This is a genomic window from Paenarthrobacter sp. NPDC056912 (assembly GCF_042786555.1).
Taxonomy (GTDB): Bacteria; Actinomycetota; Actinomycetes; order Actinomycetales; family Micrococcaceae; genus Arthrobacter.
Genome location: NZ_JBHUCD010000008.1, coordinates 175,299 through 200,115, shown reverse-complemented (window position 1 = coordinate 200,115; position 24,817 = coordinate 175,299). Strand labels below are relative to the sequence as shown.

Sequence of the window (24,817 nt, the reverse complement as noted above, 5' to 3'; positions counted from 1 at the left end):
AGGGGTGGGTTCCATGGTGACCAAGCAGGACTCGGGGCGGGCGACCATCAGCGAGATCGCGCGGGAGGCCGGAGTGTCCGTGCCCACGGTTTCCAAGGTGCTCAACGGCCATGCGCATGTAGCGGCCGCCACCCGGGCGAAGGTCGAAGAGATCATCGCCAAGCGCGACTACGCCCGCCGGCCCGCCAAGCGCAGCAAGAAGGCCGGACTGATCGACCTCGTGTTCCCGGGCATGGCGTCCGAGTGGGCCTGCGAAATCATCGAGGGCGTCGAGCGCGTGGCCCAGGAAGCCGGTTACGGCACGGTGGTCAGCAGCTTGTCCCTGGACGGTTCGCGCATCCGCCCGTGGCTGGCGAACCTCGCCGAGCGAAAGTCCGACGGCGTGCTGCTGGCCGTTTATGAACTGGACTCCAAGCAGATCCAACGCATCAAATCCCTGGGCATCCCCGTCATCCTGATTGATCCTGTGGGCCAGCCCGGGCCGGACCTCATGACCGTGGGTGCCGCCAACTGGGATGGTGCCTTCTCCGCGACCGAGCACCTGTTGAAGCTCGGGCACACGCGGATCGGCATGATCGGCGGACGCGAGGACCTGCAGTGCAGCAGTGCCCGTGAGGACGGGTACCTGGCTGCGTTGCGGCGAGCTCACGTTGACGTGGATCCTGCGCTGATGGTGCCCGGCGATTTCTCCATCGAATCCGGGGCCCGGGGGACCGAAGCGTTGCTGGCTCTTTCCGAGCGGCCCACGGCGATCTTCACCGGCAACGACGCCCAAGCCCTTGGCGCTTACCGTGCCGCCCGATCCGCTGGCCTGCGTATTCCCGAGGACCTCTCCATCATTGGCTTCGACGACATCCCCGCTGCCGAATGGATCGAACCCGGCCTCACCACCATCCGCCAGCCCGTGGTCCAGATGGCCGAAACCGCCATGCGTGCGCTGCTCCGGCACCTTGAAGGTGACGAAGAATTGCCGCAGCGGATCGAGTTGGGAACGGAACTGGTGGTGAGGGGCTCCACGGCAGCGGCCCGAAGCTAGGCCCGGATCGCCTCGACGGATTGCAGGAACAGAGGGGCCAAGGGATCTTTGACCAACTCCGTCAGCCCCCGTGGAATGAAGCCCGTCCCCGCCGAGCTGTGGGACAACCGTGAAGGAGATCCTGCAGCGATTGAGGCCGATTTCCGCGGCCCCAAGGGCCGCGAGTGGCTTATGCGGTGGCTGCCCGCCCGCGCCCACGACAATGGGATTTTCGTTCTTTTCAGCAACGGCGTGGGCCGCGACGACGATGAAATCCGGACAGGGAATGCAATGATCATCGATCCCTGCGGATCGATTGTGGCCGAGACGTGGGTGGCCGATGAAGCTGTGGTGACGGCAGATTTGGATCTCGGTCTCATACCCCTGTCGACCGGGCGCAGCTGGATCCGTGGTCGTCGGCCGGAACTCTACGGCATCCTGAGCCGTCCGCAGGGTAACGAGTTGGGCGCACGGGAGGCACGCTTCTCCACGGACCCTGCCCACGTTTAGGCAGGGTCCCAACATGCCAACGTTGCTGCAGGTGAGACCCAGACGCCCAACTTTGTACCGTTGATCGTTGGGGGATAAGGTATTGCCAGACCGTTTTGCAGAGGGCGGCGATATTCGCTCCTTTGCTGTCTGCTGGGGACGCTTTTCAGTCAGTAGGAACGTGCCATGAGTAACCCCCGTCCCGAGCAGGATGCCCTCCAGAACGGATATTTTCTGGACCTCGTCTTGGGCAGTGAAGACGTCGAGGCCTTCTTGAGTGACCTCGCTGCCTTTTCAGCCGAGAGCCTCTCGCACCCCAACGCTCCTGTCTTCTGCGGTATCACCGTCCTGCGTCGCAAGAAGTCGGCAACAGCTGCCAGCAGCGACCAGCGCGCCCGAATCATGGACGAATTACAGAGCACCTTTGAGGGCCCCTGTCTCACCGCCATGGACAAGCTCACCTCAGTCCTGGTGCCGGACCTGCTCCGCGAACACCGCTGGCCCGGGTACGTCGAGGCGGCGGCCGATCAAGGGCTCCGATCCATCATGAGCGTGCCCCTCCTCGTTGAGGGCGACACCCGGGCCGCGCTGAATCTCTACTCCGAGCGGACCTTCGCATTCGACGGAGAAGACGTGGAGCGAGCCGAGGTTTTCGCATCGCATGCCGCCAAGTCCCTGCGGCTCGCCCTGAAGATCGCCCAGCTCAGCGATGCCAGGAACGACCTCGCCGCGGCCATGCAGTCCCGCACGGTCATCGACCTCGCCGTGGGTGCGATCATGGCTCAGAACAGTTGCAGCCAGGACGAGGCCTTCACCATCCTCAGGACCGCCTCGAGCAACCGCAACATCAAGCTGCGGGCTCTGGCCCAGTCGATCATCGCCGCGGTTTCGTCGGGGAAGGTCACCACGCACTTCGAGGAGTAGGGCTGGTACGCGCAGGCCCGTTGGCGACGTCCGCGCAGTGACCCCGTTTCGTGACCCGAGGCAACCATGCACCAGACTGGGGTGGGTGACGAACAACAACCCCCGGCCCGGACTCGCGATTGCCGCGCTGAGCCTCGGGACGGCGCTGAACCCGCTGAACTCGTCCATGATCGCTGTTGCACTGGTGGTCCTTCGGGAGCATTTCGCACTCGACGTCGCCACGGTCACCTGGGTGATCACCGCGTTCTACCTCGCATCCGCGGCCGGCCAGCCGCTCATGGGCCGGTTCGCCGACCGCTTCGGCCCGCGCCGTTTGTTCATGTTCGGCATGGCACTGGTCGCGGTTACCTGCGCGATCGCACCGTTCCTGCCCAACTTCGCGCTGGTCTGCGTAGCCCGTGCGCTCATGGCCGTAGGGACCGCGACGGCGTACCCGTCCGCCGTCGTCATGGTCACCGAACTGAGCCGGTTGGCTAACTTGCCCTCAACGCGACCGCTGGGGCGGATCCAGATGGCGAATACTTCCGCCGCGGCTGTGGGTCCTGTGGTGGGCGGTCTGCTGGTGAGCCTGGTGGGGTGGCAGGCGCTGTTTGCCATCAACGTCCCCATCGCCTTGCTCGCGATGATCGTGGTGTACAAAGCTGCACCCGTGGATTCGGGGCGTGAGACGGGTTCCCTCGGAAAGCTCATCCGCGATTCGGACATCCCAGGCATCCTGGCGTTCGTCTCCTCGCTCATGCTCGCCATGATGGCCCTGCTCAACGTGATGCCCGACTACCGCTGGCACCTGCTGGGGGTCGCCGTCGTGATCGCCGCGCTCTTCGCCTGGCGCGAGCTGCGCTTCAAACCGCCGTTCCTGGACCTGCGCCTGCTGGGCCGGAACCGTCCGCTGCTGCTGGTCTACCTGCTGTTCATTGTCTTCAGCGGCGTCTACTATTTTGCGTTCTTCGGCCTGCCGCAGTTGCTGCAGGAGGCAGGCCATTTCGACGCCGGTGTGGTGGGTTTGCTGATGCTGCCCCTCGCCGCGTTGTCGGTGGTGGTGACGCCCCTGACCGTTCGGCGGATTGAGCGCTACGGTGTGCGTCCCGTGCTGATCACCGGCGTGGTGATCCTGACCGTAGCCGCTGGCGCGCTCGGCTTCTTGACCGTTTCCCTGTGGGCGCCGATCGTGTTCGTGCTCACTGCCCTGATGGGTGTCCCGTATGGGGTGGTGAGTACGGCATCGAACCAAGGCTTGTACGTTTCCGCGCGTCCCGAGGAGAGGGGAGTGGCGGCCGGAATCTTCCAGACCTGCCGGTACCTCGGGGCCATCACAGCCACCGTGCTGATCGGTGTGCTGTACGGTCCGGGCGTGAACCAAGCCAATTGGGGCCTCATGGTGCTGGTGATGCTTGGACTGAGCTCCGTGGTGCTGGTGCTTGCCGTGATGTGGCGGAAGCCGGCTGTCTAAGAGCGGTGCCGGTGTGGCAGCTGGAATGTAGCATCTGAGGGAGACGGTGCAGAACCGTATCCTCCTGAGAAAGCGGAATGCCATGTCAACCAACCCGGATGGGCCCGCCACCACCGTCAGCAAGACCTTCAGCCGCACAACCCAAGTGGCTGTCACGATTGATGCCGCTCCAGCCACCGTGTGGCATCTTCTGACTACGGCCGCTGACTACTCTCAGTGGAACTCGACCATCGTCTCCCTGCAGGGCGAGATCACCCCGGGCTCCGCCATTCGGCTGGTCTCCACCCTGGATCCCAGCCGCACGTTCAAGCTCAAGATCAAAGAGTTCGAGCCGTCCCGTCGGCTCGTGTGGGGCGACGCGCTCGGATCCCGCGTCTACACCCTCACTGAGACGAACAGCGGACAGACACTGTTCGACATGACCGAACGCATCGGCGGTCCGGTCTTCCCGCTCTTTGCCAGCAAGATCCCGTCCTTCGACGCCAGCTTTGAGCAGTTCGCCGCTGACCTGAAGGCAGCCGCAGAGCAAGCAGCTGAGTAATAATCCGCCCTAGCGGTTCAGGAAGGCCTCGTGCTGGCGGTGCGCTTCGGCCACCTGCTTCCGGATCTCTTCCACGTCCTTGGCCTTGTTCCGGTACTTGATATCCATCTGCTTGATCTGGGCCTCTTCCGCGGTGAGGGCACGATAGATGCGCTCGCGCTCGTTGGCGTCGGCGGTGTAGTCGAGGTCCAGATAATCGACGGCGTGACGGCGGGCGTTGTTGATGGCCGTCTGGGCCTTGCCCGCTGGGCTGATCAGTGAGAGCACCACAGTGATGACCAGGACGCCGATGATGACACTCAGCGAGAGGCCCGTGGTGATCTCGATGACGTTGACGTGCTCGCCGCCGTTGATGAACGGCAGGTTGTTCTCATGCAGGGCGTGGAGGATCAGTTTGACGCCAATGAACGCGAGGATGGCGGCCAGGCCGTAGGAGAGGTAGATCAAGCGGTCTAGCAGGCCGTCGATCAGGAAGTACAGCTGGCGCAGGCCCATGAGGGAGAACGCTGTTGCCGTGAAGACGATGAAGACGTTCTGGGTGAGGCCGAAGATGGCCGGGATGGAGTCGAGGGCGAACAGGATGTCCGTGCCGCCGATGGCCACCATCACCAGGAGCATGGGAGTCAGGGCGCGCTTGCCGTTGACCATGGTGAAGAGCTTGTCGCCGTCGTACTTGTCCGTGGTGTGGAAGAGCTTTTTGGCGAGCCGGATGATGAAGTTGTTGGCCTGACCGTCTCCGTGGTCGCCAGGCTTGAGCAGGTTGCCTGCCGTGAGGAGCAGGATGAGTCCGAAGATGTAGAACACCCACGCAAACGAGTTGATCAGCGCAGCACCCAGGAAAATGAAACCGGTCCGGGCAATCAGCGAGAACACAATCCCGAAGAGCAGGACCTTCTGCTGATCCTCGCGGGGTACACGGAAGCTGGCCATGATGATCAGGAACACGAAGAGGTTGTCCACGGACAGGGCCTTCTCCGTGATGTAACCGGCGAAGTACTCGGACCCCATTTGGGCCCCGCCGAAGATCAACACCAGGATGCCGAAGACCACAGCCAAGCCCACATAGATGGACGACCAGATGGCCGCTTCCTTCAGCGAAGGGACGTGCGCTTTCCGGATATGGAAAAAGTAGTCGAACGCTAGCAGCGCCAGAATGACGACGATGGTGATGCCCCAGATCAGGGGAGAGACAGTCATATGATCCTGCTTTCGTGAGGTGCGGCGTGGTACTCACCGAGGGTCAGGTAACTCTTCCTCCAAATTTACCGGGAAGCGTGGGGCGGGTGGTAACTGTGGCCGGCGGCCCGTCCGTCAACGCACGACCGGTAGTCCGGAACCAGTCATGCCGGCGGGACGCGGTGACCTCCAACGGGAAAGTACGGCACAGATCAGTCCAGTCCTCGGCCGACTCGATTTCGAGAATCCTGCCTGTTCCTGTGACGGGGACGGTGGTGGCGTGTTCCCAACCAAGGGAATCTTCAACGAGACTGAGCCCGTCAGGGATTCGCGCCACTGTTTGCACCAGCCCATGGGGGATGGACCACCAGTCACCGCTCCAGTTGGCATGCGGGTTCTGCGGCCGTTCCTTGGCCGCACGAATTTCTTGGGCCCGTTCCTTCTGCGCCCAGTCGGCCAGTGTTCGTTGCGGGTTTCGGGGCAGCGGCGCTGGATCGTCAGCCGAGCGCCAGTCGATTGCCCACTGTGCCGGTTGGGCCTTCTGGTCCCACCACTGTGTTGCGGGAGACCCGGCCAGGCTTTGCGCGACGTGCGCCAGGGCTTCCGTGATCACTTCCGTGGCGGCGAGGACGTCCTCGCCGTCGGGCTCCTGCCAATATCTGGCGGCATCGACTGAGCGTTGCAGTGCGTTTTGTACTTCTGCCGAAGTGAGCGAGTCCAGCTCCAGCGTCGAGGTGCGGGCGGCGAGGTCGGCGATTGACGGAACAGACTGAACAGGTTCGGGCTCGCCGGAACCGAGAGTGAGCATATACCTTGAGCTCCCGGCTCCGGGATCGAGATTGAATCCGAGTCCAAGTACATCTCTCCGAATTCGCTGATCGGCTTCCATCACCAGCTCGAGGCACAAGCGACGCCCACGAGGTCCACTTAGCAAGGGCTCGACAGTTCCGTCCATGCCCCCATCCTTGCAGCTGTGACTCATTGGCCGCAGCACAACTCCGGGGTGCTCCATTCGCTGGCCCTTTGACCAAGCCGGGACGCCTCTTCAATTGGGTTGAGGTGTGTCCAGAGAGGTTGTTCGCCTCGACATCCATGGCGCTACCGTCGGCAAAGTCGATATGAGGGGTTCCACGGTTGTCAGCGAACCCCGCTGTGACTGAGGAACGTGCGCTCGAGAGTGCTGGCGCCAACGAGGAAGGATCCTCAGCGGGGTCAACACGATGAACTTGGCCCGAAGCTGCCGTGTAAATGAATTCACACTCGACCCTGAGGACGTGGCCGCCCTGTGTCTCGACGCTGAAGGCGTAGTCGACCATGCAACGCACAATCTCGTCCGGCCCGAACGTGGTGGGCCAAGTCCAGAGAACGTGCCGTTCTCCCACTACTTCGTGGCTCCTGGTCGCATCCACTTCTCAATCTCCGGTTCCGCTGCGTCGACGAACCTCTTGATCACCGGCATGGCGTCGGGTTCCTCGCCCCAGGATTCGTAGGCATCGTAGGCGTCATCGAGTTCAACCAACTCCTGCGCTATTGGGTGTCCTTCGTGGCCGACAAACCGATGCGCCCACGCTGCGAGTTCCCGTAACGGCAAGTTTCGCTCGATGGCTTGGCAAGCGTGGTGGTAAGCGGCCACGAGTTGGGCATCGTCATTGGTCATGTCGGCCGTCGCCACGCCCAGCTCCTTGAGAGCGTCATCCATCAGTATTCCAAGCTCGAAGACGTTGATTTGCAGCGATGCTCCGTCTAGCTCACGGAGGGCACGGCCGTCAAACGGAAGCCGTCAGCTAACCCCGTCAACCGGGGCCTGGCGTAGAGCCAAGCCAGGATTCCGAAGAGCGGCAGTACGAACAGCAGCAACACCCAAAGAACCCTGGCGGTTTGGTCGAGCCGGTCGTCCTTGAGAACGTCTAACACTCCCCAGATGACTGCACCCATGACGAATACTGCCGGCAGCCCAGCTATAAGGACCAAAAGCCACTGCCACGATTCCATGTCGACCCTCACTGGATGGTCGGATCAAAATATCATCTTGACGGTACTGGGTACGTCTATGTGAGAGATGCAATCGAACCCGGCCAAATTGGCAGCCGGCCCGTCGGTGGCCAAGCCGGCTTATCGCCGTCGTGCTCTTACAGACAGTACGACGCCGGAGAGCATCCGTCCGCTAAGAGCTGCCGAAGAGTTTCCTGCTGATGTTGGTCCAGAAGCCGGGTTCTTTGGAGGGGTCGATGATTGTTGGTTCCACGGTGAAGTCTGTTCCGCGATCTGTGACAGGTCGGCGCCGGTTGTTCCAGTCCACGGATTTGAATTCTGGGTTGTAGATCGGGGGAGTGACGCCTTCGGCCCGGAAAATGTCCCACATCCAGGCCGGGATGTTGTCGACTGTTCGGGGGTAGGCGAGGAGCTGCTGGGACCAGGCAGTCGCATCAGATGGCTTGCCTCCCGGGAACCACTCGCCGTCGGAAGCCCGTTCTAGCCGTTCCTCGTCGAATAGGTCAAGCCTGCCGGGACGGTCGTCATAAACATGTACTTCGGCGGTCGTCCAGGTGCCTAAGCCACGCCGGTAGGCACGAGCACGGCACTCACCAAGCCATTCGGCCAAGGATTCATCGGAGAACTGAAAATCCCGCCCGCGGGGGACCCGTTGGCCCTCGCGATACATTCGCCCTCGCCAGAAGGTGCTGGTAGTCCTATGGACCAGAACGTCGATCAGTTCACTTTCCCCGAGGGCGAAGCCCGAAGGGCCGAACGCATCGTCTCGGAGCTGGCTAAGCCCAAGCATGACCCAATTGTCACCGTTCAGATTCGCTGTGCTCACTGTACTCAAACCTACTTACTTATCTTCAGATTATTGAATCTCACGACTACCGGGTCTTCTGATCCGAAGAAGTGCTGCAGTTCTATCGAGCTCGGAACGGCTGAGTTAGTGCTTCGTTTGAGCGTCATGTCCCAGGTGAGGTCGATCGGTTTTCCTTCAGTTATTTTGCCTTTGACTCTGTTGATGACTTCCATTTCGGTGTCGTGGAAGTTGTTTGATTCGTTGATTTCGTTGGGTGTTCCGGTTTTGCGGTTTTGCCATTCGTGGTGGGGGAAGAGTCCGCTGCGTTCGCCGATGAAGCCGAGGGCTGAGGGTGCGGCGTGGCCGCCGTCGTAGCCTGGGCCGCCGAGCCGGCCGGTTTTGACTTGTTGCCATCCGTTGCGGTTGCTGTCGCCGATGAGGGTGGAGGTGATGTGGCCTTTGGCGGTGGCGAGGTGTGCGTTGTTGTCCATGACGAGGGTGAAGGTGTTTTGCAGTCCGCCGTCGACTTCGGCGATGACGTTGTAGGTGACGTTGGGCATGGGTTTGTTCAGCTCGATGGACCAGGCACCTTTGACCCCGGCGTAGGTATCGACGATGGTGACTGTGCCGGTTTGGTCGGTGTAGAACTTCTCCAGGGTGATGGCTGTGTGACCACCGGTGGTGTCTTTCATGGTGGTGCGGTGATCGATGATGTATTCGGTGTGGGGTTCCAGCCCGGTCCTGGCGGCGAAGTTGTCCCCGCGGCTGACGGGGAATAGCAGGTCACCGTGGGTGATTTTCACGGTGTTCACGATCGTGTTCGGGCGGACGAAATGCTCGGGCACGACGGCGGGTCCGGCCAGGGTGGGCAAACCAGTTTTGTTCGTGGTGGGTGGCACGAAGGCGGGCGGGTTGTTGGCCCGGATGGTGGCGGCTGTGGTGTCGAGTTTGTCGGGGATACCGGTGTGGAAGCCGGTGCGGGTCAGGGCCCCGTTGGGGTCCGGGGTGAGGGTAGCGGGGATGCTGATTTCGGCGGCCCGGAGTCCGTGGGCGAGGGTGCCCAGGGCGTCGGCTGTTGCGTGTTTGGTCCCGGTGATCGTTTGCGTGGCGGTGGTTTTCGCGTCGGTGATCGCGGCCCAGGTCGCGGCGCGGGACTGGGCCATGGTGTCGATGACCTTGGCGGTGGTGTTCGGCATCAGGATATCGGCGACTTTCAGGGTCAGGGAGCCGGGTTTGGCCAGGAACACTCCGGCGGTGTTCAGGCCGTTCGCGGTGGTGCCGAGCAGGGCCGAGAGATTTCCCAGGCGGGTGCTTTGCACGGTGGAGACGCTGAGCCGTTCGGCCACGGAACCGGCCTTGCTCGCCAAGGCCCCGGATTTCACGGCGGCACCGGCACCGGGGGACCCGACGACGCCGACGGCGTTGAAGATGGTCGCCCCGGCGGCCCAGTTGGGGTTGGTGTCGGCCTGATCGGCGTGGATGAACGCCGGTCCCAGGGAGCCGAGCAGGTCCTGGGCGTTTTTGACGTCGGCGGCGTCGCGTTGTCTGCGGGACTCGTCCCAGGCGGAGAAGGGGGTGCCGGCCAGGGTGCCGAGCGCGGCCGCGTTCGCGGCCCCCGCGGCGAAGGCCCGTTGTCGTTTGATGTCGTCCTCGGTCCCGGTGTAGGACCAGACCCCGTCGATGAGTTCGACCGCTCCGGCGCCGAAGCCCTGCACGAGCCCGAGCATGTCGTTGGGCCGGAACGGAACCGTTTGGGTGCCCCACGGGTGTTCTTCCTGGGGGTGCTCGATGCCCAGGAACGTCCCGGCGTCCCAGAGGAGCTCGTCCACGACGTTCCCGGCCCTCAGATCGTGGTCCCGGACCGGGGCGCCCGGTACGTTGGCCCGCCTGAGACCTCGGCCAAGGCCGCCGCGCAGGTGTTCTGCGCGGTCAGGTAGTCATCGTGGATGACCTTGACCTCGGCGGCGAGCCTGTCGTGCCGGGCGGTGAGGTCCGCTTCTCCGGTCCAGTGCTGCCGCACGGTGGTGGTGATTACCTCGTCTTTGACCACATTGGTTTTCTCCACGGTGGTCGGGAACACGTCGATGTCAGCATCCAGGACGTGGACCTGTCGGCCGTATGCTTCGAGGCGCAGCTTCAAGTCCCGGCAGGTTCCGGAAAAGACCGTTAACGCCGCCGCCGTGCCGGCCCCGGTTCCCTGCACGCGCTGGGCCGCGGGCATGATGGTCCCGAACGCGGCAAGCACGGTGGGGGACTCGTCCGAGGAGTACGAGGAGGACAAACCGCGCCAGATCGCCGTCGCGGTCGCGACCCCGGTCAGGAAGTCATCAGCGTGCTGCCGCAAGGACCGCGCAGCGGCATCGAGGGAATCAACATCAGGAAGGGTAAACCCGCCCGTCGGGTTCAACCCGGAGGGGCCAACGCCCAGGCTATCGGCCATGGTCCTAGTCCCTTGCCCGTCTCGCAGACCCACCGACGGGAGCGGCCACTGCGGCATGGTCCACCAACCCCGCCGCCCGCTGCGCAGCGGTAGCCATGACCAGATCTCCTTGCTGATAGAAGGCCAATGCCTGTGCCGTAGCGGTGATGACGTTCTCGGCGCGGCTCGCCACCTCAGTGGCCGCGGGTGCGAGTCGCAGCGTCACCACATCGTCCAGAGCAGCCAGGACCACGGGAGCGTCACGAGGGATCGCTGCCTCTGCCTCCTCGAATGCCGTGCCCATCCCGGCCACTGAGGGCCGGGTGGCCTCGACCTGCGCAGCGGTCCCAGTCAGTGTTGAGGTTGCCCCCGCCACATCGATATCCCAGACAGCCATGCCAGTTAGCCGATGCTCTGCACGGCGTTGCGGGCAGAGGTAGCGGCGGTGGTGGCGGTGTCGTCGTTCTGGGCAAGGGTGGTCCGGACGAGTGCGATGATTCCGCGTACCTCGGCTGCGGCGGCGCCCCAGCGGGTTTCGACTGCCTGGTATTCGGCGTCGACGCCGTCGGCGCGGAAGTCGGCCATGGCTTGGTTGACGTCGGATTGCCGGGCGGAGACGAGGCTTTCCAGTTGCGCGGCGAGGGCCTGGATGTCGGACTGGACCTGGGCGGAGACGTTGGTGTCGTAGCCGATGCGGTTGCTGGTCATGGTTATGCCCGTCCTTGGAATCGTGCGGCGTCGAAGTTCGCTGCGCCTTCGGCCCGGCGTGCGTTGTCCGAGGCGGCGAGGTCGCCTTGGGTGAAAGCGGTGTTCATTCCGGACTGGCCGTGGACGATCGCGGCCAGGGCGGTGTTCAACTCCGCAGCGACAACATCGGAGCGGTTCTTGAAGGCATCGAACGCGGCCTTGCCGGCGCCGCTGAACTTGCCCTCCAATGGGGTCACGGCGTCCACGAAACGCCGCACCAAAGCACCCAGGTCCTGATGCGAAGCATCCGTTTGCTTCGCAAGCGTGACGAGTGTCTGCGCACCCATATCAAAAACAGCCATCAGGCCCCCATTCGGTGTTCGTTCTTCCGAACAGGAGTCTTTGTCCGAAAATCGCGAATAGGTGGCCGAAGGAAATCCCTAGGTGTTGGTATTGCTTGAAAACACGCGGTTTTTGATTTCGGGTCTAGGTGCTGACACGCAAAATAGGTGCTGCGCGAAGGCTTCTAGGTGCTGCGCGAAGGCTTCTAGGTGCTCAACCGACCGCAAGATCGACGCCGTCGGTCTTGCGGTCGGCTTACCGCATCAGGGCACGGTGCCGGAGATCGACGACGGCGACAATAGCCTCGCCGGCCATAGGCCATAAGAGGGACGCCAAGCGTCGCCAGCTGCCTCGGGCTGGGTCCTGCACGCCGCTGCAGAGAATCTGGCCGAGTCTGGAGCCGGCTGTACACGACATCGTCCCGCCCGGGCGAGTTGGTTTCTACGTCTCTTCGCTACGGTGCCTGACCGGTCACCGTTCAGGTGTGGGCGCTGAGGTGACTACCGACGTCGTAATCGCTGTCCAGGCGATGGCCGTTCCTGGTGGGATGTCACCGTAACCGTTTAGCGTGACGACTCGTTCCCCGATGAATTGTCCTGTTCCCGGATCGATCACGAAGTCGTGACGGCTGTTGTTGCGGCGGTCGACTCGTCCAATGGCGGTTCCAGTCCTGCCGTCCAGCACCGCTTGGCGGTCGACGATTATGACTTCCTGGTCTGTTGCCGCTTGTCCGTCCATCGTTGGATTCGGGCATAGCTTCCGGAGTGCCTGGAGCGCCTCAGTATTCGGTCTATAGGCCGGAACTCGCCCAACTGCGGCATTCAGATCTGGTGTGGAGGCAACCACAGAGACGCCGGGAACGGTCATAGGTACGGGTTTACCCCAGTTGACAACACCAGCAGGCTCAAGGCCGCTACTGCTGAGCAGTTCCCCCCACCGAGATTGTCATGCGGTAGTGCTATTTGAAAGCGCGGGTTGCGAGTCTTTGTTGGCGAGTCTTTGTTGATTGTCACTCCCAGCCAATACCCTGGCGCAGTGAATACATTTGATGGGGGATCGGAGCGGACAAGGCTCCCTGAAGGACTTTATGAGCTCCTGCAAACGGCGAGCCTTGAAGCCAAGTTGGCACTCGTACCGGAACTCAGCGCGACGGTCGATGAGATCGACCAAGACGATGCTCCGGAGGTCATTGCTCGTCACGTCGCAGACACCGTCGCTCACGCACTCAAAGCAGCCAAGCCAGAGGAACGCGTCTCTCTGGCAAACCGGCTCTTGGCTCAGGTCGAAGCCGGCAACCAGATTGCCGCCGGACCACGCCAGCTCCTCTCACTCCATCGACCGGATGCGTTGAAGCGGCGCCAGCTCAGGCGGCCCACAACAAAGCTCAGTGAATCAGCGCTGCTCACCAACGGCAAGGACGATCCAAACCTTGCAGCGGAGCTTCGAACTGAGATTGAATCGGCGGACACCGTTGATCTGCTGTGCGCATTCGTGCGATGGACCGGTCTTAGGCTACTTGCGCCCGCCCTTGAGCAATTGAACAAGCGAGATGTGAAGTTCAGGGTCATTACAACGACCTACATGGGAGCTACCGAACGCCGAGCTATCGATGAACTCGTTCGTCGATACGGCGCCGAAGTGAAGATCAGTTACGAAACCCAGGCGACCCGCCTGCACGCCAAAGCCTGGCTCTTCAGGCGCCACACAGGGTTCGACACGGCATACGTAGGTAGCTCGAACCTCAGTCAAGCGGCTCTTTTGGACGGCCTGGAGTGGAACGTCCGCCTGAGTTCCATTACTACACGGGAGTTGCTCAAGAAATTTGAGGTGACGTTCGACAGTTATTGGGAGCAAAGGGCATTCCACACCTATGACCCAGACCGAGACGGCGACAAGCTGGACGCGGCGCTGGAACGTAATGGCGGGAGACGAACAGCCGCCCCGGAATCCTTCACAGGGCTCGAAGTTGTGCCGTTCCTCCACCAAGAAGAAATGTTGGAAGACCTCGAAGCAGAAAGGTCAAAGAGGTTCAACAAGAATCTTCTTGTAGCTGCAACAGGGACCGGCAAAACGGTGATCGCGGCGCTCGACTACAAGCGCCTCTGCGAAGCAGCTGGAAGGCCGCTTTCCTTGCTGTTCGTGGCCCACAGGCAAGAGATCTTGAGGCAGTCCTTGCGCACCTACCGAAACGTCATGCAGGACGGTGCTTTTGGCGAACTCTACGTCGGCGATCACAAGCCCGAACAATGGACGCAGGTCTTTGCTTCAATACAGTCCTTGGCGTCCCTCGGGGTCGAGACGTTCGCCGCCAACCAGTTCGACGTCGTCGTGATCGATGAGTTCCACCACGCCTTGGCACCCACCTATCGGCAGCTAATCGAGTACTTGGAGCCACAGCAGCTCATCGGGCTAACCGCAACGCCGGAACGGGGCGACGGCGGCAATGTGGCGAATGAGTTCTTTGATGGAAGAACAGCGAGCGAGCTACGTCTGTGGGACGCATTGGACGCCGATCTTCTAGTCCCGTTCCATTACTTCGGCGTCTCTGACGACGTTGATCTCAGCAAGGTCGCGTGGAAGCGTAGCGGGGGCTACGACATGACTGGGCTGGACGGGTTGTATACAGGCAACGACGCTAGGGCGTCGAAGGTCATCCAAGCGCTTCGGGACAAAGTCGTTGGCACGGGTCTTATGCGCGCCATCGGCTTTTGCGTCTCGGTGCAGCACGCGCACTACATGGCAAATGTGTTCAACGATGCCGGCATCGCTTCCGTCGCGGTCGACGGGGGCACCGATGAGACTGCGCGTGCTGACGCCTTGCAGCAGCTGAGAAAACTCGAGATTAACTGTATATTCGCGGTTGACATCTTCAACGAGGGGCTGGATATCCCTGAAGTGGACACCATCCTCATGTTGCGACCGACTCAGAGCGCTACGATCTTTTTGCAGCAGTTGGGCCGGGGCCTACGCCGCGCTGAAGACAAGGCTGTGCTCACGGTCTTGGACTTTATTGGCCAACAGCACCGCGAGTTCAGATTTGATCTGCGCTACAGAGCGCTTACTGGTTACGGGCGAAAGCAACTAGAAAAGGCTGTCAAGGAAGAATTTCCGTATCTTCCATCAGGGTCTCAGATTGTGCTGGATCGTGTGGCCCAGAAAGTCGTGCTGGACAACATCAAGGCGCAGCTGCGCTTCAATCGGAATCAACTGGTCAGTGATGTGGCATCGTATGGCGAGATCGAGCTTGGCGCGTACTTGCGTGAATCCGGCAACGAGCTGAAAGCGATCTACCGCTCGACACGAAATTCGTGGACGGGTTACCTTCGCCAAGCTCAGCTCATTGAGGGTTTTTCAGGTCTTGAGTCGGTACTCAAAGGTATCCACCACGACCATTCCGGTGCGGAGGAAAAGAAGCTGCTGGGACGGATGGCTGCACTTATTCATGTAGACGATTCGGAGCGTGCCGATGCATACTCCATGCTGGTTGAACTAGATGCACCCCGCTATTCGGAGTTGGGCGCCCGAGAGCAGACTTACGCGCGAATGCTGTTTTATACGCTTTGGGACGACGGCGGCGGTTTCAAGACATACGACGACGGTCTCGACCACCTACGCGCCTACGGTTTTGTGTGCAGCGAGATTCGGCAGATCGTGAGCCTGGGCGTTGCGTCATCCAAGCACGCTGCGAAAGGTCTCGGCGCTGGGCTCCAACATGTTCCGCTATTGACTCACGCTACGTACCGGCGGGAAGAAATTCTCGCCGCGCTTCAGTACGGCTCCCTTGAACTCGGGAAGAACGTGCAACACCGCGAAGGCGTTGCCTGGTGCCCCAGTACGAAGACCGATGCTCTCTTTGTCACTCTGAATAAGGACGACAGAAAGCATTCGGCCACAACGATGTACAAGGACTACGCGATCAGCCCGGAACTCTTTCACTGGGAATCGCAGAATGCCACATCGCCAACGAGCCCAACTGGAAAGCGCTACCTGGACCGGAGAACTCATGGGTCGCGTATCCTACTGTTCACTCGTGATACCGGCGAAGACGAAACGGGTCTCACGGTTCCTTATACCTGCCTTGGACAGGTCGACTACGTTCAACATGTAGGGGCCAAACCGATCGCGATAACTTGGAAACTACATCGTCACATGCCGGCCGATGTGTTTTCGACTGCGGCTGCGCTGGCACATTAATCTGATGACCCTTCGACCCTAATGACCTGACCGAGCCACCTCACCCTATGCAGATCCTCGGGACTCAGCGATCCGATGAGTTCGTTGTTGACCGACGCCGGAAGAACGCTGCCCGGAAGAACGCTAGTTCCGATCGCTCCCGTGCGGTGAACCATTCGTCGAGGTGTGGAGAGGGGATAGCCATCGTGATGGGATTGGGTTTGTCATAAATCTGCCCCTACGGACCCGACATAACAAAGAAACTGGCATTTCAGTTGCATGCATATACACTCAGTTTCGGCGGCCCATCAGAGACATGGTCCGCCTATGTTCCCGGTCGCGGCCGGTATCGATTCTGTTCTTTGGGGGACGTCATTATGGCTGCTCAATATAGGCCTCGTTGGTTCGCTGTTTCGCCCGAGCGGCACCCGTTGGCGTCCCTGGATGGTCCCAAGATCCGGTAGCCTGACGCTCCTCTAATCATCCCAAGAAGACACATTTCGTTCGGACTGACCTTTCTGTCCTCGAGATTCCCAAGTGCGCCTCACCTGGCTCTGCCCTGCCCCGACCTCTTAATACGCAACCTCATGGAGAAGAAATGACAATCCCCGAAGTGCCTCAACACGATCCCGGGAGCGGAGTGCCCAACCACGGCATTCCTGCTAACGCCGTCGTGAATGAGCCCTCACACCGTCACGCTGAGGCTGCCCCAGCCGATCACGGTTTGCCGCCGGCGATGCGACCAGGGCGAAGCGCAAAGCCTGCTCTTTTTGGAGTTGTTGGTTTGGTCGTGGGTCTTCTGTTGGGAGTCGTAGGGACTGTGTCTGTCAATGGGATGGTGCAGGCCGCGAATGCCGCAGCGGTCGCCGAGGCAGAAGCGAACAAGCCGAAGCCTCTTGCCGCTGCAGTAAATAAATGCAAGCTGTCGGGAAAAGCAATCTCAGCAAAATTGGGTGACGACGGGCACACCCTTTCTCTGGACGGGAAAGGCGAGGACGACGCGAATGGTCTGGCATGGAGCGACATCGAATGTGCTCTCGAGGCCGTCAGCGTTCCTGATTACGTTCGCGAACAGATGGGCTCGACTCGTGCACTGGATGGGACGCAGCGTGAGTCTTGGGATAATTTCTCAGCTTCATGGAGCTATCACCCAGATTCCGGCATGAACGTCGTGCTGCGCTTCACAGACGTGTAGCAACGACGCACCCAAACCTCCCACTCTCTGGAGTGCACCCCAAACGCCTCGCCCAACAACGGCGAGCGTTCATTCGTCCAACCTCAATGGAGATCCATGGCCACCACAGAACACGGGCAGGTCCTGCCGGACATGCCTTCCCAGGCACCAAAACACGAAGAGGATCTCACTGTGAGTTCAGGACCGGTGAAGATCCCGGCGATCGAGATCGCGAGCGGGACAGTAGAGGATAAGAAGCGGAGTTGGCGGCCGTGGCGGAAGCCACAACCGGAACCTGCCACGGAGCTGGGCACAAGTGGGAGTGGGGCGAATGAAATCCAGCTGACACCCCGCCGTGGCCGACGATGGCTTCTGGTCGCTGCCGTGGTCGTCATTGTGTTGGGCGGGGCGGTTTACTTGGGGTCGATCTTGCCGGACCCCCGGAACAGCCAAGAGTACAAAAGCCTGCAGGCTGACGGAGTTCGCCTTAGTGGCGAACTAAACAAGGCCAAGGCGGACTATAAAACACTTGAAGACGGCATGAAGGCTCGCGAGACCAGGGTGACGGCATTCGGCCAGGAGCTCACGAAGCGCGAGGAAGCAGTTAAAACAGCCGAAGCTGCAGTAAAGACGCGTGAAGAAGCTGTGACCGTAGCGGAAAAGCAAAAGGCTGCGAACACAGTTCGAGAGGGTACGTGGACGGTGGGAGTCGACATCGAGCCAGGCACCTATCGAACTGACACAGAAGTTTCCTCCAGCTGCTACTGGGGCATCTATCGGACTGGATCCAACGGCGCGGACATTATTGACAACGACATCGTTAGTGGTGGACGCCCAACTGTGACCCTGTCCGCCGGTCAGGACTTCAAGACGACTCGCTGCGGTGCGTGGACGAAACAATAACCTGCTCGGACGGCCTATGCGTGGCGGGTAGCTTCTCCCGCCACGTACTCGGCGTCCAGGCCCACCCCACCCAAGATCGACGAGTAGTGCCGCGTCAGCCAGGGGAGCCCCACCACATACAACCCAGCCTGTTCCGTAACGCCTGCGGTGTGCCGCGGATATCTCCACTCATCAAGCACGGGCACGTCGATGAACGACAGGTCCAGCCCGTACCCGGTCGCCCAAAGCACTGAGGTGACGCCGGCATCTGCCAGGTTCATACGAGCCGGCTCCGACGGCATCCACCCATCCGCGGCAACCGGAGGCTGCTCCGGCGCATCCAACCCGGCAACCGCAATGTATCCGTCAATCGCCTTCCGCATCCGCTGATCGAATCCGGACTCGACTGTTGCGAGGCGTTCGGGGAGGTCGTCGGTGAAGGTGATGTCGCCGTCGTCGATGTCTTCCAGGCGGCCGTGCAGGTGCATGCCGCGGCGGCCGAGTTCGCGGAGGCGGATGTCGTGGCCCCCGTTGGTGCCGGAGAGGAGCGGGTTGCAGGCGAAGCGGGCGGCGGGGGAGGGGAGCGCCTCGCGGGTGAGGGCGTTGATGCCGTAATCGGGGCCGTGCTTGCCTGTTTCGAGGAGCCAGTAGAGGATGTCCTGGCCGCGGTATCGGCGGGGTGCTTCGGGGCAAGTGGAGACGGCGAGGTGGACTTCGCGGCCGGCGTCGTGCAGTTCCTCGGCGATCTGACCACCGGACTGGCCGGTGCCGACGATGAGGACGCCGCCGTCTGGGAGTTGCTGAGGGTTGCGGTAGTCGTGAGTGTGGAGTTGGGTGATCGCCGTGGGGAGCTTGGCTGCCATGGCTGGGAGTTTGGGGACCTGATAGGCGCCGGTGGCAAGCACGACTCTCCGTGCGTTCAGGTGTCCCAGGGAGGTTTCGAGGCTGAAGGTGCCGTCGGCCGTTGCGGACAGGCGGGTGACGTCGACGCCGGTGTGGACAGGTGCGTTGATGACCTCCGCGTAGCGCCTGAGCAGGTTCACGATGGCGGTGCGGGGGAGGAAGCCTTCGGGGTCGTCGCCGGCGTAGGGCATGCCGGGGAGGTCCAGTGTGAAGTTGGGAGTGTTCATATAGAACCCGTCCCAGCGGTCTTGGAACGCACCACCCAACGCGTCGCGCCGTTCCAGGATTTGATGTTCGACGCCGGCCTGGGTCAGCCAGTAGCTCGTCGCAAGTCCCGCTTGGCCCGCGCCGATGATCACGGTATCTGGGGTCCGTCCCATGAGACGAACTTTACGCTCGGGCGCGGCTACGGGGGATGGGTTCAGCTGCCTGCTGCCTCGAAAAATGCAGCGAGTTCGAGGTCTGTTGGCTCTCGTATGTCGACGGGAGTTATTGCCGGGCTTGGCGGCAGGAAGTCGTTGATGGAGATCTGGCCCTCGAAGTGAGGGATTGGTTCAGGCCCGGTGTTGTCTTCCACTTGGATGCTCCTCTTTCAGATCGGCTCAGACCACCATATTTGGGCGCCGCCCCACTTCCGAGGAGGCGAGGCCGCTGGGTGCCCTGTGTGGTCAAAGGACGTAGGCTTTCGGGAAAAGAATCTGGGGGATGATTTGCACATGTCGACCGCAGGCTTGACTCGGGCACTCGATATCGCAACGTGGGTGGTGGCTGCACTTAGTCTGTTTCTGCTAGTCAGCGGACTATCGGACAACTTCTGGGCAACGGCGTGCCTCATCGCGACTGCCGCTCCGGCAATTTCCAGCTGGGTGATCAAGGAAAGGCTCCAGGGCGCAACCAAAGGTGACGAGCCGCAATAGGGCTAACAGACTGCCAAAAAATGTCAGTGGCTTACGGCGTCCGGCTGTCTTGTAGTTGTGGCACTCATGCTCACGGCTCTGGCCAGCGTCGTGGGCGACAGGCTTTCCGCGGTGTGCCTCCTGGCGGGTCGAGTCCCTATCCTCATTTTCGCGGTGCTGCGGTGAGGATTCTGCGTCAGAGGAATTTCGGCAATACCTGAGCGTACGTTTCTGCCTTGGTCACGAGCCACTCGATGAGTTCTTGCGATTGGGATTCGACCATGAAGTCTCCAGGACGCGTGATGCCGAGTGCGGATGCTTTGCGCCCCGGTTTGTCATCCCAGCTTAGGGCGAAGCCTAAATCGGCTTCGAGCGCTTCGCGCTGGGCTAACAACTTGGCGAAGAGGTCTTTGTCATCGTGAATCCAAAAAGAGGCTTGGGCCCGTTTCTTCTGAGAGTTGACGGTAAGTGATACTACGCCGCGTGGATCTCCGATTCTGACGTCGTACCAGTTCTGTGCCGCGGCCTTTCCCCATGATTTGATGTTCGCTGCATTGGTGCGCCCGTAATCGCGAACCCGCTTAAAGAACTCCAGCTGGGCATCCCTAACGGATACCCGATCTCCCGCCTTGGCCTGGGGCACGGACTTCATGCGTCGTGCGGCAATTGCATCCTCGTCGACGTCGAGACCTGCCGCTTCGGCGAGTTCTTCTGCACTCATGAACTGCGCCGGGTTGGCGTGTCCTCGTGCGTCGAACCGGAGCCCCTCCCTCTCAAGTGTCACGCGAGGGTCATCACTGCGGCCGGGTTCTGCCCACCGGAAACCGGGCGAAATTGTTCCACCGCTCTGCAGGACTCTCCACGCGTTGGGCATCGGATAGTTGGCGATGATTCCGGCCAGAGGTTGAGCCCAGGTGCCGGCCACGATGGCGGCGTCACCGTAAGTGGTCCAGCGTCCTGCCGGGATTTCAGCGAGTATTCCCGCGATCTGGCTTCGCAGCGCAGATGGCTCATCGTCACCAGCGGTGATGCTCTCATCCGGGCCGGGCCACAGTTCAATGATTTTCTCCGCCAAAGCGGAACTCCTGGCATTGATTTCTTCAGCACCCCATAAACCGTGTGCTGCGATGGCGTGGTTCATGAACAAGCCGCTCTGGGCAAGCATTTCGCGCTTCTCCTGGAACGGCTTGTTGCTGAGCTCGCTGTTGTAACCGCTCAGCGTCAGGTTGCCGAGCGTGTGAACGAGGCGCTCATGCTCGTAGTCGATGTCGGCGTCGTCCGCGAAACTCTCTGCAAACGCCTCCCGTGCCGGATCCGACATCGTCTGCGGCAAAACGTGCTCGATGGTCAGCTGTTTCGGGTCGACTTCCACGATTTCCTTAGGTCGGTAGGCCTCTTCGAGCCATTGCAGAATGAGCTTCTTCTGTGGACCGCGGCCTTGCCAATAGAAAGCAATTGTCGTGACCGCCTCGCGCACTTGGAGGTCGGTTGCGAAGTACTTGCGCCCGCGCGACAGGTATTCGCGCAGTGCAACGTCGCTTGCGTCAGCGTCGCTGATCGCGCTAACGGCTTGGAGCAGGGTGCGGTTGAGGTTTGCTGTGGCGCGTCCAATGACCACGCGACGGACAAAGTACGATTCCAGATACGTCAGGGCCCGCACGACTTCGTCGTCAGGGGCCCTTTCGGCGGCACGTCGGGTGAGGATCTGCATCACCACCGGATACGCAGTCGTTGAACCCCACGCCCGAATCCGTGTGAGGCGGCGACGAATCTCCGGGTGCTTCTCTGACTCCGGGGTAAGAATCGTTGCCAGCACGTCACCGAGCTTGGCGATCCGGACCACTTCAGCCTCGACCTCGTCGATGCTCTTGAGCTTCTCAAACCGTTTTTGCTGTCCGAGGTAGGTGTCCGCCTGTTTCGCCCGTTCGTCTCGTTGAACAAGGTCCAGCCAGAACAAGAGCTCAAGATTTTCGGATCCGAGCTTTTTCTCCAAGGGAAGCCAAATATTGTCGTAGACCGTTTCGGCGCGGCCGTTGAGCCGCATAAACAGATAATTCTTCAGAAGGTCACTTTGCGTCAGCCGAAGTCCCGTGTTGTTCAGGGACTCAAAGATTCGGTGCGCATTGTCGGACGGCTCGGCTGTAACAACAACGAGCGCGAGCCCACGCACTACTGCGGCTTCGAGCATCTCAAGGTCGTGTGGATCATCCGGATCGTCTGCCGCCGCTATCTTTGACCGGAAGAACCGGTAGGCGTCTCCCACTGCATCCTCGCCACCGGCCTGCGGCGAGCGATTCAGCACCGCCGTGTACGCGGCCCGATCCGCCTGGGTCGGCAGCACCTTGAGCGGCTTGCCGGCGTCGAAGACATTAATCAGGTATTGCGCGTCTATGCCGTTCGCCCGATCAGTATCCCCGGTCTCAAATAGATGGTCACGGAGCGCCGCCAGAAGGAGAGTCAGTGTGGTTAATCGCTGCTGGCCATCGACAACAAGGAATTTATTGACACCGATGGCGCCGAAGTCAGGACTACTAGCCAGCACGAGTGAACCTATGAAGTGTGAAGCCTTCGGGTCGTCGCTAAGAACCCGCCCCAATTCGACGACGTCCGACCACAACTGGTCAAGTTGCTTCTTGCCCCACGAGTAAACACGCTGGTAAAGCGGGACCTGGTACTGCTTTTTCCCTTCCAGAACACCCGATAGCGTCCCGTTCTCCGCTCGAACCACGCATGCCTCCTAGCGCCGCACAGAATATGAACTGAGGTTACACGGAGAGGGTTCCGTATGAGTCCCGATTACGACCTGCGGTTCCTGGACTCCATGATCATCGAGTCTGATGCGCAATGGGTGCCTGGACGCCGTGGCTAGTGCATCCAGTGCATCCGGGCCTCCCGAGCCGTCCGTCAGGTTCGTGAAGCGCATCCCGTCATGCCGCCGTCGTTGACGTCACTCACATAAGGGCAGGCACCTGCCCAGCTGACTGACGTCGAAAGGTTGCATATGGATTTTTGGGCCGATCTAGGAGAGCTGATTGGGGCAGTTGCTGCCTGCGTGACTCTGTTCTTTGTGGTTAGGGCGACGCGGCACTCGGGCGAGGCAGTCCGAGGAGCTCAACGCATGTTGGAGTTGGAAGGCGACCGGGATGAGCGTGCTGTCGCTTTGGAGGAACGGAGGCAGGCATCGCAAATCGCATTCTGGCCCGTCCGGGGCGAAGTGGATGGAATCCTCCAATGGGGCATCGAACTGGTGAACTCAAGCGACTCACCGGCCTTTGCGGTGGAACTGAACAGGGCGGAAGGCAGGAGTGGAACCGGGACCCCGATTCCCGAGATAAAGGCAGCCGCCAAGATCCTGCCGCCAGGAAGGTACTTCTTCAGCGAGCGGAGGCGTTGGCCGGTGTTCATGGAACAGCACCGCGTTCTTGAACCAATTCCTGGGAATACGGACTACATGCCGTCGGTCGCCTTCACCGACAGCGATGGCCGCGAGTGGCATCGGCGAGTGGATGGAAAGCTGGAACGGACAAACTGAGGAATCGGTAGATTTTGGACCGGATAGCCACACCGGAGAGATAAATGTGTCCCGGCACTAGCTATCTGCTCAGAACTCTGTAGACTTGACGGTGTTGTTGTGTTTGGCATTTGGTAGTTCAGGCAGTCCCCACGGTCCCTCTGGATCGTGACCTTCTGAAGTAACGGTGGAGAACACCCCACACCGGAGACCCGAAAGTCGGGAGAATCTCCACCTTCAGTAAGGACTGAAAAAATGGCTACAGGTACCGTGAAATGGTTCAACTCCGAAAAGGGCTTCGGCTTCATCTCTCCTGAAGATGGCAGCCAGGACGTTTTCGCTCACTACTCTGCGATCAACTCCTCGGGCTACCGCTCCCTCGAAGAGAACCAGAAGGTTTCCTTCGACGTCGAGCAGGGCCCCAAGGGTCCCCAGGCAGTAAACATCCAGGCTATCTAGTCTTCGGATAACTAAGAAGCAGGGCCGGTCACTGACCGGCCCTGCTTCTTTGTGCCCTCATTTTTTGTGTGCCCGCAGCCGCAGGTTAGACAAATTTCGTCATCCGTGACCAGATAGCGACGGACACCAGCACAACAAGGACCAATCCTCCCACCAGGAGGAACAGGCCGAGTTCAACCTGCACGGGAAATGGCGGGCGTGGGGTGAACCCGCCCCAGTAGTTGAAGACACCCTCACCGGCGGCCGTGAGAATATTTCGCGGATCGCAGGGCCCCGCGAAAGGAGCCACCATAAGCAGCCCTCCAGCGGCCAAGCTCGGTATCAGCATGCTTCGAGCCACCAGCCCAACAAACAAACCCAAAAGCCCGAACAAGACTGCCACGCTACCGCTGAAGGCGATTTGCACTGCGGGACTGCCAACACTCAGGGTCTCCACCGGGTACGGGAAGTTGCGACCGGTGGTGTTTAACAGGGCAGCTCTGAGGATAGGCGCGGCAGAAAGGCTCAACGTCGCCGCGATCAGGACTGCAGCCAAGGAAACTGCTGTGACTGTAGCCGCCTTAGCGGCAATGTATGGTCCCGCGCCCTGGAAGACCACCCGGTCCTTCAGAATCCGACGGCGTGCGTCGCCTGCGGCCACTCCGCACCCGTAGACGAAGAAGAGCAGCGGAATGACCAGAAAGGTGATCATTTCCAGCCCAGTACCTATGGCATTCGTTCCTTCGAGGGCTTGGTAGGCAAGGTAAGCCCGCTCGTAATCAACGCGGAGTGGATTGTCCAGAAGTTTTTGACCGTCTTGGATCACCACGCTGCTCGGGTGCCCCATGGCCTGGGTCAAGGACACTCCGTTGGCCGATGCTTGCGCCTCCGTAGTCTGAAGGCGAGTCATGCTCGCCTCAACATTGCTGACGCTGCCAGTAAATGCGAACACGAGAGATAACGCGAGGCCACCGATGGGGAGCAGAAGCATTCTGCTCCAGTGCTGATATCTCAACTC

Annotated in this window: 26 protein-coding genes and 1 pseudogene; 11 read left to right on the top strand and 16 right to left on the bottom strand. The window is 60.9% G+C overall.

What is annotated here, in order from left to right; all coding sequences use genetic code 11:
- The first annotated feature begins 13 nt into the window (after nt 1-13).
- The 5 genes from ACFRJ9_RS11350 to ACFRJ9_RS11330 all read left to right on the top strand — a co-directional run bounded on the left by ACFRJ9_RS11350 (nt 14) and on the right by ACFRJ9_RS11330 (nt 4,419).
- On the top strand, nt 14-1,036 hold the full coding sequence (locus ACFRJ9_RS11350) for a LacI family DNA-binding transcriptional regulator (RefSeq protein ID WP_377667621.1): 1,023 nt from the start codon (nt 14-16) through the stop codon (nt 1,034-1,036).
- 48 nt (nt 1,037-1,084) lie between these two features.
- Nucleotides 1,085-1,525, top strand: coding sequence for a nitrilase-related carbon-nitrogen hydrolase (locus tag ACFRJ9_RS11345; RefSeq protein ID WP_377667618.1), 441 nt, complete (start codon nt 1,085-1,087; stop codon nt 1,523-1,525).
- Nucleotides 1,526-1,690: 165 nt separating this feature from the next.
- On the top strand, nt 1,691-2,428 hold the full coding sequence (locus ACFRJ9_RS11340; protein ID WP_377667615.1) for an ANTAR domain-containing protein: 738 nt from the start codon (nt 1,691-1,693) through the stop codon (nt 2,426-2,428).
- 85 nt (nt 2,429-2,513) lie between these two features.
- A complete protein-coding gene (locus tag ACFRJ9_RS11335; RefSeq protein ID WP_377667612.1) occupies nt 2,514-3,878 on the top strand; it encodes an MFS transporter in 1,365 nt (454 codons plus the stop codon).
- Nucleotides 3,879-3,960: 82 nt separating this feature from the next.
- Nucleotides 3,961-4,419 carry an SRPBCC domain-containing protein gene (locus tag ACFRJ9_RS11330; protein ID WP_377667609.1) on the top strand — a complete coding sequence of 153 codons (459 nt, stop codon included), beginning with the start codon at nt 3,961-3,963 and terminating at the stop codon, nt 4,417-4,419.
- 9 nt (nt 4,420-4,428) lie between these two features.
- Here the strand turns inward: ACFRJ9_RS11330 and ACFRJ9_RS11325 are convergent, their stop codons facing one another.
- From ACFRJ9_RS11325 to ACFRJ9_RS11270, 12 genes and pseudogenes are all read right to left on the bottom strand, one after another.
- Nucleotides 4,429-5,616, bottom strand: coding sequence for a TerC family protein (locus ACFRJ9_RS11325; protein ID WP_377667606.1), 1,188 nt, complete (start codon nt 5,614-5,616; stop codon nt 4,429-4,431).
- Between the two features lie 43 nt (nt 5,617-5,659).
- A complete protein-coding gene (locus ACFRJ9_RS11320; RefSeq protein WP_377667603.1) occupies nt 5,660-6,550 on the bottom strand; it encodes a hypothetical protein in 891 nt (296 codons plus the stop codon).
- 133 nt (nt 6,551-6,683) lie between these two features.
- Nucleotides 6,684-6,920 (bottom strand): annotated as a pseudogene (locus tag ACFRJ9_RS11315) (DUF6188 family protein); the annotation flags it as partial.
- 56 nt (nt 6,921-6,976) lie between these two features.
- Nucleotides 6,977-7,294 (bottom strand): hypothetical protein, encoded by a 318-nt coding sequence (locus ACFRJ9_RS11310; protein WP_377667600.1) that lies wholly within the window; start codon nt 7,292-7,294, stop codon nt 6,977-6,979.
- Nucleotides 7,295-7,338: 44 nt separating this feature from the next.
- Entirely contained in the window at nt 7,339-7,587 is a 249-nt protein-coding gene (locus ACFRJ9_RS11305) for a PLDc N-terminal domain-containing protein (protein ID WP_377667597.1), read from the bottom strand.
- A 172-nt stretch (nt 7,588-7,759) separates the two neighbouring features.
- Nucleotides 7,760-8,413, bottom strand: a complete 654-nt coding sequence (locus ACFRJ9_RS11300) for a hypothetical protein (protein WP_377667594.1) — start codon at nt 8,411-8,413, stop codon at nt 7,760-7,762.
- 11 nt (nt 8,414-8,424) lie between these two features.
- Nucleotides 8,425-10,203, bottom strand: a complete 1,779-nt coding sequence (locus tag ACFRJ9_RS11295; protein WP_377667592.1) for a hypothetical protein — start codon at nt 10,201-10,203, stop codon at nt 8,425-8,427.
- A 14-nt stretch (nt 10,204-10,217) separates the two neighbouring features.
- Complete coding sequence (locus ACFRJ9_RS11290; RefSeq protein WP_377667589.1) at nt 10,218-10,814, bottom strand: hypothetical protein; 597 nt, start codon at nt 10,812-10,814, stop codon at nt 10,218-10,220.
- Between the two features lie 4 nt (nt 10,815-10,818).
- A complete protein-coding gene (locus ACFRJ9_RS11285) occupies nt 10,819-11,190 on the bottom strand; it encodes a DUF6507 family protein (protein WP_377667587.1) in 372 nt (123 codons plus the stop codon).
- A gap of 5 nt (nt 11,191-11,195) precedes the next feature.
- Complete coding sequence (locus ACFRJ9_RS11280; protein WP_377667585.1) at nt 11,196-11,501, bottom strand: pore-forming ESAT-6 family protein; 306 nt, start codon at nt 11,499-11,501, stop codon at nt 11,196-11,198.
- 2 nt (nt 11,502-11,503) lie between these two features.
- Nucleotides 11,504-11,842, bottom strand: a complete 339-nt coding sequence (locus ACFRJ9_RS11275) for a hypothetical protein (RefSeq protein ID WP_377667583.1) — start codon at nt 11,840-11,842, stop codon at nt 11,504-11,506.
- 451 nt (nt 11,843-12,293) lie between these two features.
- Entirely contained in the window at nt 12,294-12,560 is a 267-nt protein-coding gene (locus ACFRJ9_RS11270; RefSeq protein WP_377667581.1) for a hypothetical protein, read from the bottom strand.
- A 297-nt stretch (nt 12,561-12,857) separates the two neighbouring features.
- Between ACFRJ9_RS11270 and ACFRJ9_RS11265 the strand changes: the two genes are divergently transcribed.
- The 3 genes from ACFRJ9_RS11265 to ACFRJ9_RS11255 all read left to right on the top strand — a co-directional run bounded on the left by ACFRJ9_RS11265 (nt 12,858) and on the right by ACFRJ9_RS11255 (nt 18,072).
- Entirely contained in the window at nt 12,858-16,016 is a 3,159-nt protein-coding gene (locus ACFRJ9_RS11265; protein WP_377667579.1) for a DUF3427 domain-containing protein, read from the top strand.
- A 577-nt stretch (nt 16,017-16,593) separates the two neighbouring features.
- Nucleotides 16,594-17,190, top strand: coding sequence for a hypothetical protein (locus ACFRJ9_RS11260; RefSeq protein WP_377667576.1), 597 nt, complete (start codon nt 16,594-16,596; stop codon nt 17,188-17,190).
- A gap of 363 nt (nt 17,191-17,553) precedes the next feature.
- A complete protein-coding gene (locus ACFRJ9_RS11255) occupies nt 17,554-18,072 on the top strand; it encodes a hypothetical protein (protein ID WP_377667574.1) in 519 nt (172 codons plus the stop codon).
- A 14-nt stretch (nt 18,073-18,086) separates the two neighbouring features.
- On the opposite strand, the gene ACFRJ9_RS11250 is transcribed toward ACFRJ9_RS11255, so the two are convergent.
- Together ACFRJ9_RS11250 and ACFRJ9_RS11245 are read right to left on the bottom strand one after the other, a co-directional pair.
- The gene (locus tag ACFRJ9_RS11250; protein ID WP_377667571.1) at nt 18,087-19,334 is read right to left on the bottom strand and encodes a flavin-containing monooxygenase; all 1,248 of its coding nucleotides are present in this window, start codon (nt 19,332-19,334) and stop codon (nt 18,087-18,089) included.
- A 41-nt stretch (nt 19,335-19,375) separates the two neighbouring features.
- Nucleotides 19,376-19,531, bottom strand: coding sequence for a hypothetical protein (locus tag ACFRJ9_RS11245; RefSeq protein ID WP_377667568.1), 156 nt, complete (start codon nt 19,529-19,531; stop codon nt 19,376-19,378).
- Between the two features lie 139 nt (nt 19,532-19,670).
- Between ACFRJ9_RS11245 and ACFRJ9_RS11240 the strand changes: the two genes are divergently transcribed.
- Nucleotides 19,671-19,871, top strand: a complete 201-nt coding sequence (locus ACFRJ9_RS11240; RefSeq protein ID WP_377667565.1) for a hypothetical protein — start codon at nt 19,671-19,673, stop codon at nt 19,869-19,871.
- 175 nt (nt 19,872-20,046) lie between these two features.
- Here ACFRJ9_RS11240 and ACFRJ9_RS11235 read toward each other — a convergent pair whose 3' ends face one another.
- Complete coding sequence (locus ACFRJ9_RS11235; RefSeq protein WP_377667562.1) at nt 20,047-22,578, bottom strand: DUF4268 domain-containing protein; 2,532 nt, start codon at nt 22,576-22,578, stop codon at nt 20,047-20,049.
- Between the two features lie 390 nt (nt 22,579-22,968).
- Between ACFRJ9_RS11235 and ACFRJ9_RS11230 the strand changes: the two genes are divergently transcribed.
- Both ACFRJ9_RS11230 and ACFRJ9_RS11225 read left to right on the top strand, forming a co-directional pair.
- Entirely contained in the window at nt 22,969-23,382 is a 414-nt protein-coding gene (locus ACFRJ9_RS11230) for a hypothetical protein (protein ID WP_377667560.1), read from the top strand.
- Between the two features lie 234 nt (nt 23,383-23,616).
- Nucleotides 23,617-23,820, top strand: coding sequence for a cold-shock protein (locus tag ACFRJ9_RS11225; RefSeq protein WP_011773907.1), 204 nt, complete (start codon nt 23,617-23,619; stop codon nt 23,818-23,820).
- An 85-nt stretch (nt 23,821-23,905) separates the two neighbouring features.
- Here ACFRJ9_RS11225 and ACFRJ9_RS11220 read toward each other — a convergent pair whose 3' ends face one another.
- Nucleotides 23,906-24,709: a hypothetical protein gene (locus ACFRJ9_RS11220; protein ID WP_377667557.1), complete on the bottom strand. Its 804-nt coding sequence runs from the start codon at nt 24,707-24,709 to the stop codon at nt 23,906-23,908.
- Nucleotides 24,710-24,817: the final 108 nt, after the last annotated feature.

Bases quoted from the DNA above. Each gene is read 5' to 3' on its own strand.
- ACFRJ9_RS11280 (WP_377667585.1), bottom strand. From the start codon at position 11,501: ATGACCAGCAACCGCATCGGCTACGACACCAACGTCTCCGCCCAGGTC.
- ACFRJ9_RS11290 (WP_377667589.1), bottom strand. From the start codon at position 10,814: ATGGCCGATAGCCTGGGCGTTGGCCCCTCCGGGTTGAACCCGACGGGC.
- ACFRJ9_RS11285 (WP_377667587.1), bottom strand. From the start codon at position 11,190: ATGGCTGTCTGGGATATCGATGTGGCGGGGGCAACCTCAACACTGACT.
- ACFRJ9_RS11250 (WP_377667571.1), bottom strand. From the start codon at position 19,334: ATGGGACGGACCCCAGATACCGTGATCATCGGCGCGGGCCAAGCGGGA.
- ACFRJ9_RS11275 (WP_377667583.1), bottom strand. From the start codon at position 11,842: ATGGCTGTTTTTGATATGGGTGCGCAGACACTCGTCACGCTTGCGAAG.
- ACFRJ9_RS11350 (WP_377667621.1), top strand. From the start codon at position 14: ATGGTGACCAAGCAGGACTCGGGGCGGGCGACCATCAGCGAGATCGCG.
- ACFRJ9_RS11310 (WP_377667600.1), bottom strand. From the start codon at position 7,294: ATGGATGACGCTCTCAAGGAGCTGGGCGTGGCGACGGCCGACATGACC.
- ACFRJ9_RS11220 (WP_377667557.1), bottom strand. From the start codon at position 24,709: ATGACTCGCCTTCAGACTACGGAGGCGCAAGCATCGGCCAACGGAGTG.
- ACFRJ9_RS11305 (WP_377667597.1), bottom strand. From the start codon at position 7,587: ATGGAATCGTGGCAGTGGCTTTTGGTCCTTATAGCTGGGCTGCCGGCA.
- ACFRJ9_RS11240 (WP_377667565.1), top strand. From the start codon at position 19,671: ATGTCGACCGCAGGCTTGACTCGGGCACTCGATATCGCAACGTGGGTG.
- ACFRJ9_RS11230 (WP_377667560.1), top strand. From the start codon at position 22,969: ATGTTGGAGTTGGAAGGCGACCGGGATGAGCGTGCTGTCGCTTTGGAG.
- ACFRJ9_RS11325 (WP_377667606.1), bottom strand. From the start codon at position 5,616: ATGACTGTCTCTCCCCTGATCTGGGGCATCACCATCGTCGTCATTCTG.
- ACFRJ9_RS11340 (WP_377667615.1), top strand. From the start codon at position 1,691: ATGAGTAACCCCCGTCCCGAGCAGGATGCCCTCCAGAACGGATATTTT.
- ACFRJ9_RS11320 (WP_377667603.1), bottom strand. From the start codon at position 6,550: ATGGACGGAACTGTCGAGCCCTTGCTAAGTGGACCTCGTGGGCGTCGC.
- ACFRJ9_RS11260 (WP_377667576.1), top strand. From the start codon at position 16,594: ATGACAATCCCCGAAGTGCCTCAACACGATCCCGGGAGCGGAGTGCCC.
- ACFRJ9_RS11330 (WP_377667609.1), top strand. From the start codon at position 3,961: ATGTCAACCAACCCGGATGGGCCCGCCACCACCGTCAGCAAGACCTTC.
- ACFRJ9_RS11225 (WP_011773907.1), top strand. From the start codon at position 23,617: ATGGCTACAGGTACCGTGAAATGGTTCAACTCCGAAAAGGGCTTCGGC.
- ACFRJ9_RS11270 (WP_377667581.1), bottom strand. From the start codon at position 12,560: ATGGACGGACAAGCGGCAACAGACCAGGAAGTCATAATCGTCGACCGC.